Source organism: Gymnodinialimonas sp. (genome assembly GCF_059726805.1).
On the sequence record NZ_AP041059.1, the window covers coordinates 2,572,449 to 2,586,638 of the forward strand.

Genomic DNA, 14,190 nt, shown 5'->3' on the forward strand with positions numbered 1-14,190 from the left:
CAGCTGGAACGACCGGCAAGCACCAATTCAAAACAGCAAACGCATGAGGGGGGTATGATGTCATACCGCATGGGACACGTGTGCCTTGGCACGTCAACGGCCATGGCCGCGGCATTGGCCGTATTGGCGACACCGGGTTACGCACAAGACACGACAACACCACTGGGACGGATCATTCTGGGCTGGGGCACGGATCAGGTGGCGCTGGACACGCCGCAGGCTGTGACCGTCATTGACCAAGAAGAGATCGAGCGTCAGCAGGCCACCACCATCGGCGAATTCTTCGACGGCGTGCCGGGCGTGCAAGCCATCGGGTCGGACCGCGTGTTGGGGCAAACCTTCAACATTCGCGGCTGGGGCGAAGTTCCTGCGGGCGACGAAGGCCGCGTGGTCGTGTTGCAAGACGGCGCGACACAGTATTACGAGCAGTACCGCATGGGCTCGTTCTTCTCGGACCCCAACCTGTTCTGCAATATCGAGGTTCTGCGCGGGCCCGCGTCGGCCACGCTTTACGGCTCGGGCGCCATCGGCGGCGTGATCCGGTTTGAGACCTGCGATGCCTCTGACTATCTGACCGAGGGCCAAACCAGCCAGTTCCGCTTCTCGCTCGGCGGAGAGACCAACGGCGAAGGCGGCAACGTCGCGCTGCGCTACGCCACGCAACTGGGTGAGAATTGGGAGGTCTTCGCAAACCTCAACTACCGCGAGGCCGATGACTATGTGGACGGCGATGGCAACACCATAGAAGGATCCGCGTTCGACAGCGCCTCGGCTCTGGTCAGCGCCACCTACAACTTCAACGCCAGCCGGTCCGTGCGCTTCATCTACGAGATATGGAACAGCGATCTGGACGACACGTCCTATTCGCAGACCGGCTCTGACGGGTTCGGCAACATCGACCGGCGCACGCAGGATCAGACATTCTCGATGATCTACAACTCAGTCGAAGACTTCGGCGATCTCGAAGTGACGCTGGCCTATTCCGACACGGACGTAGAGCAAAGCGATTGGGAGGCGTCGTTCCCCAGCACCAGCGTGCTGTTCGAGGACACGGATTATGGCTACAGCACCATCTCTCTGGACGGTCGCGTCACCACCGACATCACCTTGGGCGGCATCGACACGACGCTGGTCTATGGCGCGACCATAGCGCAGCAAGTCCGCGAGGCGGAGGCGCAGACCTCCACCTTCATTGAGTTCCACCCTGAAGGCACGTCCCTGCGTGCCGCGATCTTTGCGCAGGCCGAGATGGATTTCGGCAACGGGCTAACCCTCGTGCCCGGTGTGCGCTTGGAATACGCGCTGAACACGCCTGGCACGGACAACGGCGGCACGACGCTGGATAGCCGTGAAGAGGCCGAAATCATTTCCTTCTCGCCCAAGATCGCCTTCACCTACGATATTTCGGACGAATGGGGCGTCTTCGGCTCCCTCGCACAAACACAGCGCGCGCCGAACCTGGATGAGCTGTACTCCTACGACACCCGCGACGGCGAGACGCCCGCCGTGGACCTGGACCCTGAGAATGCGCGCTCCATTGAGTTGGGCTTCACCTATTCGCGGGCGGGTCTATTGAACGCTGACGACGCGTTCGATGCGCGCGTCACCACCTATTATTCCTTCGTGGAAGATCTGATCGAGCGTGATAGCCGGGCGGGCACGCCTTACCACCGCAACATCGCGGAGGCTGAGATTTATGGCGTCGAGATGGAAGCCGCCTACGTGTCGGAACGGTGGTTCAGCAACCTGTCGCTGTCGATCATCGAAGGCCGCAACCTGACCGATGATGAGGTCTGGAGCCAGCTGCCCCAGGACACGCTGTCGTTCACTTTAGGCGGGCGCAACCAAGCCCTTGGCATCGAGTACGGCTGGACGATGAACGCGTTTGCCGACATCGATTACGCCGACACGGTGTCGCGCGGTGTTGTCAGCGACAACTTCTTCGGAGGCTACGCGACCCACGACCTGTTCGCCAGTTGGGCCCCGCAAGAGGGCGTCCTTGAAGGGCTGGAGTTCCGCGCGGGCATCGATAACGTCTTCGACCGCACCTACACCAACGCGTTGGACGGTGACCCGGGGCGGGGCATGACGGGCCGCCTGACAGTCGCCCGTGTGTGGAACTTCTGATGCGCGCGTTCCTTGCAATCGCTCTGGTCGCAGCCCTCCCTCTGGGGGCTGCGGCACAGGAGGCGCCAGCTTCACTGATCGTGGAACTCAACCGCATTGTGCCGTTGGAAGGCGCGTGCAGGCTGACCTTCATGGCGCAAAACAACATGGACGCGGACGTGGATCAGATCGTGTTTGAAACAGTCCTGTTCACCCACGACGGCCATGTCGAGAGGTTAACGCTGTTCGACATGGGCGCCCTGCCCGCGTCCCGCCCTCGCGTGCGCGAATTTGATATGCCAGGCCTCGCGTGCGACGACCTTGGCCGGGTTCTGTTTAATGGTGTGGATGCCTGCACGGGCGAGGGTCTGGACTCCACCGTCTGTGCCGATGCCCTCACCCCCATCAGCCGCGTCGATGGCGTGGAGGTCATTGGATGATGTTTGAGACCGCATTGTCCAATATAGGCGGGCTCGTTTCCCTTGGCGGGCCCGTCGTCGCTTTGCTTCTTGGCATGTCCTTGGTCGCTTTGGCCGTCATCATCTTCAAGGCGGCCCAGTTTCTGCGGGCGGGCGTGGGGCGGCACAGCCGTCTGATCCGCGCAGGCGCTGCGTTGGATATCGGAAACCGCACACAAGCACGGCAATTGGCGGGCGAAAGCCGCAGCCATCTGGCCCCGGTTTTTGAAGCGCTTGTGGACCGTATGGGCGACATGCGGGGAGACGCCGGTTTCCGCGCTCGGGTGGAGGTTGAGGCGTCTGAGCGTCTGGATCACCTCGAAAAGGGTTTTCGCCTTCTGGACTCCATCGCTCAAATCGCCCCGCTTCTGGGCTTGTTTGGCACGGTTCTGGGCATGATCGACGCTTTCCAGGCCCTGCAATCGGCGGGCGACGCCGTGGATCCGTCTATTCTTGCCGGCGGCATCTGGGTGGCTTTGATGACCACGGCTGCGGGCCTTGCTGTCGCGATGCCGACGTCGCTGATCCTGACGTGGTTCGAGACGCGGATGCAGGCAGAACGTGCGTTGGCGGGCAGCATGATCACCCGCGCCTTCTGCCCCGTCGCGGGCCCCGAGGCACCCGAATGTGCGCCGCTCCCCGTGCTTGACGCCCATGCCCGTTAGAGGTGCCACCTACCGCCGACGCGCTCTGTCGATGACGTCCCTGATCGACGTCATCTTCCTGTTGCTGCTGTTCTTTATGCTGACCTCCACCTTCACCCGGTTCTCGGAAATTCAGCTGTCGGCGGCGGGCTCTGGCGCTGGCGCACCGTCGGATGCGGCCCCGCTGTTCCTCACCCTCTCGCCCGAGACCGCATCGCTCAACGGTACGGAGGTTGCGATCTCCGCCCTGCCCGTTGCCATCGCAGCGTTGAGCACAGACGCCCCAACGCTGCTGGTCAGCGCTGATGACGCGGTCACGTCCCAGCGTCTCGTGGATCTGCTGGTGGCGCTTGCCCCGGTGGCTAACCTTTCCATCACCGTGCTGGACTAGCCCCATGTCGCTCCGCCGCACCCCCACCAAACAGACCCGCGAACCTACAATCGCGCTGATCAACGTCGTGTTTCTCATGTTGATTTTCTTCCTCATTGCGGGCTCCGTCGCGCCGCCGCTGGACCCGCGCGTGGCGCTGGTGGACACGACCTCGCTGGATGGCCGCGCGCCGCCTGATGCCGCCGTGATCCTGCCCGATGGCACGCTTGAGATGCGCGGAGAGGCCATTACTTTGGCCCAGATCGTCGCGAGCAACCCGACCCCACGCCTTGTGCCGGACCGCGATCTGCCCGCCGCAGAACTGGTCGCCATCTCGCGCGCGTTGCGTGAGGCAGGCGCAGAAGAAGTCTGGATCGTGACCGAGCGAGGCATGGAATGAAGGGCGCGCGCCCCATTGGAATGATCGCCGCTGTGGCTTTGTCAGGCGGGGTTCATCTGGCGGGCGCGGGATACTTCACCCCCGATGTGGTGGAGTTGGACGGCGGCGGAGATCCTGCACCTGCCCGCCTTGGGTCATCCTTCGCGGATATGGTCGCGGGCACACCGGGCCGCGCCGAGCCGGACGTGGTCGACCCGGTGGAGGTCGAAGATGCGCCGCAAGATCCCGTTGACCCGACCGAGACCGAGGCAGCCCCCGAGGATACTGCCGAGACACCGGCGCCTGATGCCACAGAGCCAACAGCGCCTGAACCGGCCGAGCCCGCCACGCCACAAGAAAGCGCGCCCGCAGAGACGGCTGAGGCAGCGCCATCGGAGGCCATCGCCGCCCCAGATGCGCAGCCATCAAACGGTGAAGCGGTGATTGCCGCAGCCCCCGCCGTCACCCCCTCGATCATCGCAGCCGTTCCGGTCCAACCGGCCCGACCCGTCGTCGCACAACCCACGGTGACAGCCACCCCTTTGGCGGCTGAACCCACCGCAGCGGCCAGCCCTACAGACGTAATGGTCGCCGAGGAAGAGGTCATCCTGACCCCGCTGACCAGCCCGCGCCCGCGCGCCCGGCCCGAAGGCCTCGCCCCGCCACCGCCCGCGCCCGCCCCGCAAGTCGCCGCACCGCGCCCACAGCCGCAACCCCAAGCGCCCGCCGCCACCGGCAATGCCGCCGCCAACGCCACCAGGGGCAGCACCACAGGCACGGAGGGCGCCGCGGCGACCGCCACAGCCCCCGCAGCCCAACCCGCACCACAACCGGGTAACGCCGCCGCCGTCGCGAATTATCCCGGCCAGGTCCTGCGTCGCATCTCGCGTGCGGGGCGGCCTCGGGTCCGTCATACGGGGCCTGATGTCGTGATCTCGTTTCGCATCAGTAGCGGCGGAGGATTGGCTGGCCTCTCTGTCGCGCGATCCTCCGGTAATCCGGAATTGGACCAGGCGGGCCTTTCTATCGTGCAACGTGCCGCTCCATTTCCGGCCCCGCCTGCGGGCGCGCAAACCAGTTTTTCGATCAACTTCGGCGGGCGCTAAAGCCCTTCAGGCTCGGCCCAATCCATCGCTTCAAACCCTTCGCGGAACGCAAATGTCTTGAGGTGGCTGTCGATCACATACCGCGCCATTTCCAGCGCCGCCGCATCTTTGCCCGTCACCGCAATCCGCAGCATCTCCGGCTCTGCCACCATGGTCGCAGGCCCCGCAGGCAGCGCCGCCTCGCCGCGCATCTCGTCATAGGACACTTCAACCTTGTGGGCGAAGTGCTTGCAGAGTTGCTCAATATATCGCCCCGCCCTCTGGGTGCGGAAGGTGCCGGTTTGCGTCGCCATGGGTGCTCTCAAATGCTGACTGTTTTGCTCAACAATAGGTTGCATTTCCACATTGTCCTCGTCTACCCCTTGGGCAAACGGTAGCCGTCGCCACCCTCTCTCCGCGCACTCAACCTTCGAGAGGATTTGCCATGATGTTCCGTGTTCCGACCACCCTTGCTTGCCTGATGCTGGCCAGCGTTGCCCATGCCGAAGAGGTCACGGTGACCACTTACACCGGCGAGGCCAGCGTCACGACAGCGCCCGCCACCATCGCCGTGTTGGACGCCGCCGCCATCGATACAATCAGCGCGCTTGGCATCACCGTGAACGCCGTCCCCGCCATGCCGCCCCTGCCCTATCTGGCCGAGGTGCTGGACGCCGCCACGCCCGTGGGCAGCCTCTTTGAACCGGATTTTGAGGCGTTGGCCGTTCTCGCGCCCGACCTGATCATCGCAGGCGGGCGGTCCTCTCGCCAAGTCGAGCCGCTGTCCGAGGTTGCCCCCACCATCGACATGACGATTTGGGGCGAGGATATGATCGGCCAGACCGAGGACCGCATTGCGGGCTACGGCGCGATTTTTGACCGCGAGGCAGAAGCCGCCGCCCTGACAGAGGCCCTGCGCGCGCGCCTGGCGGAGGCGACAGAGGCCGTGGACGGTCAAGGCAACGCCATGATCGTATTGGCAAATGGCGGCAACATCTCGGCCTACGGCGACGATAGCCGCTTTGGCTGGCTGCACACCGCTTTAGACCTGCCCGAGGCATTTCCCGACTTGACGGCGGAAACCCACGGCGAGGCGATCTCGTTCGAATTCATCGCCGAGGTGAACCCAGACTACATCCTCGTCATCGACCGCGCTGCCGCGATTGGCCAGGACGGAGAGGCCGCAGCCGCCACCCTTGACAACCCGCTGGTGGCCAGCACCACGGCGGCGCAGGAGGGGCAGATCATCTACCTTAGCTCTGGCCCGCTGTATCTGGCAGGTGGCGGCGTGCAGTCGATGATGATGACACTGGACGAGATCATCGCCGGTTTTGGCGGCTAAATGACCTTGAGGCTTGCGATCGCTTTGGGGCTTGTGTCCCTTGTGATGGCAAGCCTGTCGGTGGGCGCGGCCAGCCTGTGGTCGGGAGATTTCGACGCGGGCTGGCTGATCGCGATCAGCCGGTTCCCCCGTACCGCCGCCGCCATGCTGACCGGAGCGGGCCTCGCGCTTGCGGGCGTGATCATGCAACAGGCCGTCCAGAACCGGCTGGTCGAGCCCGGCTTGACCGGCACGTCCGAGGCCGCAACGCTGGGTTTGCTGGCGGTCACGCTTATTGCGCCGGGCACGGCGATCATGGGCAAGATGTCCATCGCCGCAGCTTCCGCTTTGGCAGGCACCTTCGGGTTCCTCGCACTGTCAAGATTTGTGCCCCGCCGTGATCCGATACTGCTGCCGTTAGTCGGCATCATCTATGGCGGTATCCTGGGTGCCATGGCCCTTTGGCTCGCGTGGACGGCGGACCTAATGCAGTTCATAGGGATCGCGATGTTGGGCGATTTTTCCGGCGTCATGCAGGGCCGGTATGAGCTGTTGTGGATCATCGCCGCGCTGGCCGCCTTGTTGTTTCTCATCGCGGACCGGATCACCCTACTCGGCTTGGGCGAAGACTACGCCTGCTCCCTCGGCCTCAACTATCTGCAAACCCAAATGCTGGGGCTGGTGATCGTGGCGATCACCGTGTCAGCGGTGGTAGTCACCGTGGGCGCGATGCCTTTCGTGGGCCTGATCGTGCCCAACCTGATCTCGCGTTGGCGAGGCGACAATCTGCGCGCCAACCTTTGGGTGATCGCCCTAAGCGGTGCGGCGCTTGTGCTGGTCTCTGACCTGATCGGGCGCGTCATCCGCTACCCCTATGAGATCCCCGCCTCCACGATCTTCGCCGTCTTCGGCGCGGGCGTCTTTTTGTGGCTACTCTATGCGCCTACACGGCGACACCATGGTTAGGGCGCGACTCATCCCTCTGGCGGCTCTGTTGGCCGTGCTCAGCGCCTTGTTTCTCGGCTGGAACCTGCGCGCGCCGGTCAGTTTCATCCTCTCGCTGCGGTTTGAAAAACTGGCAGCCCTGATCCTTGTGGGGGCGGCCACCGGCATCGCGACGACCCTGTTCCAGACCATCGCTCAAACGCGCCTTCTGACACCGGGCATCGTCGGGTTCGATGCGCTGTTCATCTTCCTCCAAACCGCCTTGGTGTTCACCCTTGGCGGCGTGGGCTACGTCACGCTGCCCGCCTTCACGACGTTCCTGGCCGAGGCCGCCGTGCTGATCCTTGCCGCCGTCGCGCTCTTTGGGATCATCCTGCGCAAGGGCGCGTCTGACCTGGTGCGCATCGTGTTAACCGGCGTGATCCTCGGCATTCTGTTGCGCGGCGTAGCGAGCTTCCTGCAACGCATCCTCGACCCATCCGAATTCGCCATTGTCCAGCAGGCCATGTTTGCCTCTTTCGCGAGCGTTGAGGCGGATCAACTGCTGGTCGCAGCCCTCGTCTTGGTCGCCGCAGGGGCTGCGGCGATGGCGCTGGCCCCAAGGCTCGACGTGGCCGCCCTTGGCCGTGACACCGCGCGGTCGCTCGGCCTCGACTACGACCGTTTCGTTCTGTGGGTTCTGGTCTTGATCGCGGCGCTCGTGGCCGTGTCGACAGCGCTTGTGGGGCCGATCACGTTCCTTGGCCTTTTGGCCGCGAGCCTCGCCCATGCCGCGATCCCGTCCCACCGCCATGCCCTGCTGATCCCAGCCTCTGCCGTCATCGGCGCCGCGATCCTTGTGGCCGGCCAGTTCCTGTTCGAGCGTGTCTTGTCGATGACCTCCACCCTTGCAGTCCTGATCGAATTCCTTGGCGGCATTCTGTTTCTGATCCTCATCCTAAGGCGGCGTGTGACATGATTGAGGTGGATGCCCTGTCCCTTACCCGCGACGGAAATCGCGTTCTGGACGCCATCAGCGCGCACCTTCCGGCAACGGGCCTCACGGCGATCATCGGGCCAAATGGTGCGGGCAAATCGACCTTGCTGCATGTGATCGCGGGGTTGCAGGACCCGACCGTAGGGCGTGTTCGTTTGGACGGCGTGGACGTGCATGGGACAACAACGGCCGAGCGCGCAAAGATGCTCGCAATCCTGACCCAATCACAGGCTCAAGTACCTCGATTGACCGTCGCTGATCTGGTGGCCTTCGGGCGCTGGCCGCATCACCGGGGGCGGCCCACGGCGCAGGACCATGCGCTGGTGGCAGAGGCTGTCGCGCAGTTTGAGTTGACCGACATTTCTCACGCGCAACTGGATGCATTGTCCGGCGGTCAACGCCAACGGGCCTATATCGCGATGGCATGGGCGCAGGCCACGCCGTACCTATTGCTGGATGAGCCGCTCAGCGCGCTTGATCCGCGCATTGCGAAGGCCATCATGGGGCGGCTGCACGACCTGTCCCGCGAGGGGCGCGCCGCCATTATCGTGCTGCACGATCTGCAAATCGCAGCGCAATGGGCGGATCATGTGATCGCCCTGAAAGACGGCGCCTTGTTTGCCGAAGGGCCCGCGGCGGAGGTCCTTGCCGATGGCCCCCTCAGCGCGCTTTACGACACCGAGATCACCGTGCGCACCCTTGAGGATGGGCGGGTCGCGGTGCTGACTTAGCGGGCCAGCTTCGCCTCATCCTCGGCGGCTTCCGCGTTCTTTACCTTCTGATGCTCATCCTCCGCCAAGCCGATCCGCCAATACCCTGAGGCATAGACATCCCCACGCGGCAACGCGCGGTCTCCGCGCAAGTGGAGGCGGAGTTTCCGGATGACACCTGTCTCTCCGGCGACCAATGTCTTGATCCGTCCTTTTGGCAGGGTCAACGCCTTGATCCGGTCCACGGCCTGCGTCGCCTCAACCTCAGCGTCATCGTGGATCAGCCAATGCTGCGCGATGCCTTCGGGGGCGTCGATAGGTTGGCGGTCGGCTTCACTCAGCACCTCAAAGAAGGCGATGCCTTTGGCGTCCTTCGGCAGCGCTTCCAGCCCGGCAGCGGCCACCGGAAGGGCCGACATATCTGCTGCGATCAGGTAGAAATCGGCACCCATGTCGGTCAACTTCGGCTGCCCCGGACCGGCAAAGCCAAGGAAGTCACCGGGTTTTGCGTGCGCGGCCCAGGCGGAGGCTGGGCCCCCGTCCGCAGTCGTGTCTCCGTGGGCGACGAAGTCGATGTCGATCTCGCAGGCCTCGGGCCGGGCATGGCGGATGGTGTAGGTGCGAGTGGTGGGTTTGGGTCCGTCAGCCATTTGCCTCCCGAGGTCCTCGGCGGTTTGCCCAACCGCAGGCACCATGATCTTGCAATGGCCGCCCGCAATGCTGGCGGGGATGTCCGCCATCTCTGCGCCCTTTAGGGTCACGCGGATCATATTGGGCGTCACATAGCGAGACGTCACAACCTCCAACACACAGGTGATACGCTTTTGGGCGGCGGGTTTGGGCGGGGTCATATCATTCGGCATCTGTTGTCCTTTCGGGCCTGGAAGGGAAGGATTGGGTGGCCGAATGGCTGCCTTATGAAGCGTTTAACCATAGGTGCCCCCGTTCATCGCGCGCAGGGGCACGACCAGCGGCAGGTCACTGTCGGGGCGCGCCATCACGGCGCATTTGATGTCAAATACAGTCTCAATCGTGGTGGAGGTCAGGATTTGCCGCGCCGGGCCCTCAGCCACGACCTCTCCGGCTTTAAACATCACGATCCGGTCCGCGACCATCGCGGCCATGTTCAGATCATGGAGCACGATCACCACGGTCTTGCCGCTGCCCTGCGCCATGTCGCGCACCAGCGTCAGGGTGGAAAGCGCATGGGACATGTCGAGGTGATTTGTCGGCTCGTCCAGAAAGATCACTGGCGATTGCTGCGCCAGCACCATGGCGAGCCAAGCGCGCTGCATTTGCCCGCCGGACAGATTGGCCAGCGGCGTATCGGCTAACGCCTGCGCGTGAGTCATCTTGAGTGCCGAGGCGATGGCGGCGCTGTCCTCCACATCAAGCCCCGCAAAGGGCTTGCGATGCGCATAGCGCCCCAGGGCCACCAGATCACGCACGCGCATTTCCTCGGGCGCGGACGGCGTCTGCCCCAGCATCGCGACGGCCCGCGCAAGCGCTTTCACATTCCACTGCCCAAGCGGCATCGCATCCAGAATGACCTGACCCGCTGTCAGTGGCAGCACTCCGCGCATCGCTTTGAGCGCCGTGGATTTCCCGCAGCCGTTGGGCCCACAAAACGCCGTCACCTGTCCCTTTGGGATTGTGAGGGTCAGAGCATTGAAGACCGGCGCGCCTCGGTAACCGATGGTCGCCGCATCGAGGGTAATCAATGGCTCAGGCATTGGCACGCCCCAGTCTCAATAACAGATACAAGAAGTAAGGCGCGCCGATCAGGGCCGTGACAGCACCCGCAGGCACCTCCAACGGTTGAAACAGGACCCTCACGAGAAGATCCGCCGCCAGCACCATGCCCGCTCCCAAAGACGCGGCACCAGTCAACTGCCATGCCGCGCCGGTGCCAAACAGCAGCCGCGCGGCATGGGGTGCGATCAGGCCCACAAAACCCACACCGCCCACGATGCTGACCATCGCGGCAGTCAGCAGGACCGAGACCACCAACGCGCCGATGCGTGTTCCGTTCACGGAAAGCCCGGTGGCTTGCGCGCTCAGGTCATCGAGGTGCAGCTGGTCAAGCGGGCGGACCAACGCAATCAGGAACGGCATCGCGATGAAGATAGCCGTGGCAAGCATCCAGACCTCTCGCCACTCCGAGCTTTGCACGGATCCTGCGAGCCAGATCAGCCCTTGTGAGGCACGGTACACCGGCCCCGCGATGATCAGGAGGATGACGACCGCATTGGCAAGGGCCGCCAAGGCGATGCCGTACAGGATCAGGGTCATTGGGCGGGCGATCTCGCGGGCAGCTAGGCGGGCCACAAGCAACGCAAAGACAACAGCGCCGAAGATCGCCGCCACAGGCTGCCAGGCGATGGAAACCGTCAGGGCATTGGCTTCATTCGAGAACAGTAGCAGAAACAGCAGCACACCGACCGCCGCGCCATCGACGATGCCAAGCACACCGGGAGAGGCTAGGGGATTGCGCATCGCCCGTTGCAAAAGCACGCCCGCCAAGCCAAGCCCCGCGCCCGCCAACATCGCCATGGCCACACGCGGCAGGCGCAGGTTCCACAAGATGACGGTATCGGGGCGGCTGCCCTGGCCGAGCAGCGCGGCCACAACGCGGTCCAACGGCATGAAAGAGCTGCCCATCGCCGTCGCAACAAGGGCCAGCGCCACGAGGGCGACGGGCAAGCTGAACCGTGCGGCGGTCATGCCAACCGCATCCGGGCGCTGCGCAACAGGCCGATCAGGATGGGTACTCCAATTAGGGCCATGACGGCGCTGACCGGAGCCTCGGTCGGGTACAAAACAAATCGCGCGATGACATCCGCCGAAAGCGCCAGGACCACGCCGCACAAGAGCGTGCGCGGGATCATCTGTGCGTGCCCGACTGCCCCGCTGAGCCGTGCCAAATGCGGCGCCACAAGGCCGAGGAAGGCGATCGGACCCGCCAGCGCCACGGCACAACCCGCGAGCAGCGCCGCCCCGCCAAGCAGCAAAAGCCGCAGCCGTGCGACATCCACGCCGAGACCAGTGGCAGTCGCGTCATCGGCGCGCAAGGCATCAAGGGCAGGCGCATGGAGAAGGCACATCCCTGCCCCGACGCCAAGGCCGCCTGCCACGATCCAAACGCCAGCCAGCGGCCTGTCCGCGAAAGAGCCTGAAAGCCAGAAAACCAACTCCTCCAGCGTTTGCTCATTCACGATGACCAACACCTGAACGCCCGCCATCAACAGCGCCGCGACGCTGACGCCCGCCAAGAGCAAATGCACCGGCGTGATTGCCGCGCCCACGGACAGCGCGAGGCCAAACACCAGCGCCGCCGCCGTGCCTGCGCCGAACGCCGCGGCCGCCATGATCGCCCAGAAACCGACGCTCGGGTTGAGCGTCAGCAGAACCACCACAGCAAACGCCGCGCCCGCGTTGACGCCCAGAAGACCCGGCTCGGCCACCGGGTTGCGGGCCACGGATTGCATCATCAGCCCCGATAACGCCAAAGCGGCGCCGACCAGAGCGGCCAACACCATCCGGGGCACCCGCAGATCCCGCACGATGATCGCGGTGGCGTCCATTTCAGCGCTCGTAACGGCGCGCCAGACCTCCCAGGGTGCATAGGCGCGCACCCCGACGTGCAGGCCCAAAACCGCCACGCAGGCAGCCACGCAAATCAGCAGGATGTTCACGGTGCGCATTGGTCTCTTGTAATTCTGACAAATTCAGTCAACTTATTATCTGACAAAAACACTCAACTTCAAGGATGAACCTCCATGCGCCCCCCTTATTCTTGCCGCCGCCAGCGTCATTGCTTTCGCTGGTGCCGCGTTTGCCGACACAATCATCCACGCGATGGGCGAGACAGAGGTGCCCGACGCGCCCCAGCGCATCGTGATCCTGACCAATGAGGGCACGGAAGCGCTGTTGTCTTTGGGCATCACCCCCGTGGGCGCGGCGAACAGCTGGCTCGGCGATCCGTGGTATGATCACATCACGCCCCTGATGGAGGGGGTGGAGCCCGTCGGCCGGGAAAGCGGCATCAATCTGGAGCTTGTCGCGGCGCTGGAGCCGGACCTGATCATCGGCAACATGCAGCGCCATGAAGAGGTCTACACGCAGCTGGACGCCATCGCTCCAACGGTCCTGTCCGAGCGTCTGCGCGGCGATTGGCGGGTGAACTACGAGCTTTATGCCGAAGCCGTTGGTATGGCCGATGAGGGCGCCACCGTGCTGGCCGAGTACGACGCCGAGGTCGCAGAGTTGTCAGCGGCTTTGGGCGATCACCTTACTGAGGAAGTCTCCATCATCCGTTTCCTCGCCTCACAAATCCGCATCTACCAGCTCGATAGCTTCTCTGGCGTGATCCTGAGCGATCTTGGCTTCGCACGGCCGGAAAACCAGGACGTCGAAGACTTCGCCCTGCGTGTGGGCCGCGAAAGCATCCCCGACATGGACGGCGACCGGATCTTCCACTTCACCTACGACAATGGCAACGGCGAAGGAAACACAGCCGCCGCAGCCGCTCTGGCCGACCCTCTTTGGCAGGGCCTCAGCGCGGTGGAAGCGGGACGCGTTCATCCCGTCAGCGACGCGGTTTGGAACACGGCAGGCGGCATTCTTGCGGCGCGCTTGATGCTGGGTGACATCGCGGAGATTTATGGCGTTGAGTAATTAGCCGCGCCTGCGGACAGTCATTTGGGGCGGTGGTGGCACAGCTCATACTGGACCTGAGCCACGAAATTTTTGTCCCGAAGTGTTGCTTCCCCGAAACGGCTCTCGCACTCATTGAGGCGTGAATAGTCCTCAGACCAACTGATGAGGACAATCTCGCCGTTCCCATCAGATTTTTCAGGGCATGGTCATGGCTTGGCGCACCATGACCCTTCTTCTGTGCCTTTTGCGCAGCTTCAGAGCCGCAATCCGGGACACCCATGCCCAAGGATTGCTGAGTTTCACTGTCACGCTCAATACCTGTGCGTTCCTCGCCTAATTATACACCAAGGTATGGGTCCTTTTAACGAGGTGTACTTTCCGGTACGCGCTACAATCAGAGACGGAGACATCGCTCCCGTGATCGCGCCGGGAAAGATCTTCAGCATCTCTAACGCTGTGAGTTGGTAAGGTCGTTCGTTTGTCGATGGATACAGAAGCTAAAGAATTCAAAGAACAGGTAAAGATACCTGCAATTTC

Annotated in this window: 16 protein-coding genes; 11 read left to right on the top strand and 5 right to left on the bottom strand. The window is 63.6% G+C overall.

Annotated features, from left to right (window positions below; translation table 11 throughout):
* Positions 1–102: 102 nt before the first annotated feature.
* From AC6I9R_RS12520 to AC6I9R_RS12545, 6 genes are read left to right on the top strand one after another with little or no spacing between them, the layout of a single operon-like run.
* The gene (locus tag AC6I9R_RS12520) at positions 103–2,127 is read left to right on the top strand and encodes a TonB-dependent receptor domain-containing protein (RefSeq protein ID WP_461425895.1); all 2,025 of its coding nucleotides are present in this window, start codon (positions 103–105) and stop codon (positions 2,125–2,127) included.
* Positions 2,115–2,546 (top strand): hypothetical protein, encoded by a 432-nt coding sequence (locus AC6I9R_RS12525; RefSeq protein ID WP_461425896.1) that lies wholly within the window; start codon positions 2,115–2,117, stop codon positions 2,544–2,546. The genes AC6I9R_RS12520 and AC6I9R_RS12525 overlap by 13 nt, the downstream gene beginning before the upstream one ends.
* Positions 2,543–3,229, top strand: coding sequence for a MotA/TolQ/ExbB proton channel family protein (locus tag AC6I9R_RS12530; RefSeq protein WP_461425897.1), 687 nt, complete (start codon positions 2,543–2,545; stop codon positions 3,227–3,229). The genes AC6I9R_RS12525 and AC6I9R_RS12530 overlap by 4 nt, the downstream gene beginning before the upstream one ends.
* A gap of 31 nt (positions 3,230–3,260) precedes the next feature.
* Positions 3,261–3,599 (top strand): ExbD/TolR family protein, encoded by a 339-nt coding sequence (locus AC6I9R_RS12535; RefSeq protein ID WP_497862951.1) that lies wholly within the window; start codon positions 3,261–3,263, stop codon positions 3,597–3,599.
* Positions 3,600–3,603: 4 nt separating this feature from the next.
* Positions 3,604–3,978 (top strand): ExbD/TolR family protein, encoded by a 375-nt coding sequence (locus tag AC6I9R_RS12540; RefSeq protein WP_461425899.1) that lies wholly within the window; start codon positions 3,604–3,606, stop codon positions 3,976–3,978.
* Entirely contained in the window at positions 3,975–5,063 is a 1,089-nt protein-coding gene (locus AC6I9R_RS12545) for an energy transducer TonB family protein (protein ID WP_497862952.1), read from the top strand. Before AC6I9R_RS12540 ends, AC6I9R_RS12545 begins: the two co-directional genes overlap by 4 nt.
* Here AC6I9R_RS12545 and AC6I9R_RS12550 read toward each other — a convergent pair.
* Complete coding sequence (locus tag AC6I9R_RS12550) at positions 5,060–5,356, bottom strand: DUF2218 domain-containing protein (protein ID WP_461425901.1); 297 nt, start codon at positions 5,354–5,356, stop codon at positions 5,060–5,062. The genes AC6I9R_RS12545 and AC6I9R_RS12550 overlap by 4 nt on opposite strands.
* 131 nt (positions 5,357–5,487) lie before the next feature.
* Between AC6I9R_RS12550 and AC6I9R_RS12555 the strand changes: the two genes are divergently transcribed.
* Genes AC6I9R_RS12555 through AC6I9R_RS12570 form a run of 4 tightly spaced genes read left to right on the top strand, consistent with a single transcriptional unit; the run spans position 5,488 to position 9,015 of the window.
* Positions 5,488–6,384: a siderophore ABC transporter substrate-binding protein gene (locus AC6I9R_RS12555; protein WP_461425902.1), complete on the top strand. Its 897-nt coding sequence runs from the start codon at positions 5,488–5,490 to the stop codon at positions 6,382–6,384.
* Positions 6,385–7,329 carry an ABC transporter permease gene (locus AC6I9R_RS12560; protein WP_461425903.1) on the top strand — a complete coding sequence of 315 codons (945 nt, stop codon included), beginning with the start codon at positions 6,385–6,387 and terminating at the stop codon, positions 7,327–7,329.
* On the top strand, positions 7,322–8,266 hold the full coding sequence (locus AC6I9R_RS12565; protein WP_461425904.1) for an iron chelate uptake ABC transporter family permease subunit: 945 nt from the start codon (positions 7,322–7,324) through the stop codon (positions 8,264–8,266). Before AC6I9R_RS12560 ends, AC6I9R_RS12565 begins: the two co-directional genes overlap by 8 nt.
* Entirely contained in the window at positions 8,263–9,015 is a 753-nt protein-coding gene (locus AC6I9R_RS12570) for an ATP-binding cassette domain-containing protein (RefSeq protein ID WP_461425905.1), read from the top strand. The genes AC6I9R_RS12565 and AC6I9R_RS12570 overlap by 4 nt, the downstream gene beginning before the upstream one ends.
* Here the strand turns inward: AC6I9R_RS12570 and AC6I9R_RS12575 are convergent.
* The 4 genes from AC6I9R_RS12575 to AC6I9R_RS12590 form a co-directional block, all read right to left on the bottom strand.
* Positions 9,012–9,857 (bottom strand): siderophore-interacting protein, encoded by an 846-nt coding sequence (locus AC6I9R_RS12575; RefSeq protein ID WP_461425906.1) that lies wholly within the window; start codon positions 9,855–9,857, stop codon positions 9,012–9,014. The genes AC6I9R_RS12570 and AC6I9R_RS12575 overlap by 4 nt on opposite strands.
* Positions 9,858–9,920: 63 nt before the next feature.
* Positions 9,921–10,727: an ABC transporter ATP-binding protein gene (locus AC6I9R_RS12580; protein ID WP_461425907.1), complete on the bottom strand. Its 807-nt coding sequence runs from the start codon at positions 10,725–10,727 to the stop codon at positions 9,921–9,923.
* Positions 10,720–11,718 carry a FecCD family ABC transporter permease gene (locus AC6I9R_RS12585; RefSeq protein ID WP_461425908.1) on the bottom strand — a complete coding sequence of 333 codons (999 nt, stop codon included), beginning with the start codon at positions 11,716–11,718 and terminating at the stop codon, positions 10,720–10,722. The genes AC6I9R_RS12580 and AC6I9R_RS12585 overlap by 8 nt, the downstream gene beginning before the upstream one ends.
* Positions 11,715–12,698 carry a FecCD family ABC transporter permease gene (locus AC6I9R_RS12590; RefSeq protein ID WP_461425909.1) on the bottom strand — a complete coding sequence of 328 codons (984 nt, stop codon included), beginning with the start codon at positions 12,696–12,698 and terminating at the stop codon, positions 11,715–11,717. Before AC6I9R_RS12590 ends, AC6I9R_RS12585 begins: the two co-directional genes overlap by 4 nt.
* A 154-nt stretch (positions 12,699–12,852) precedes the next feature.
* Here AC6I9R_RS12590 and AC6I9R_RS12595 point away from each other — a divergent pair, with 154 nt between their 5' ends.
* Positions 12,853–13,671, top strand: coding sequence for an ABC transporter substrate-binding protein (locus tag AC6I9R_RS12595; protein WP_461425910.1), 819 nt, complete (start codon positions 12,853–12,855; stop codon positions 13,669–13,671).
* The last annotated feature ends 519 nt before the right edge of the window (positions 13,672–14,190 follow it).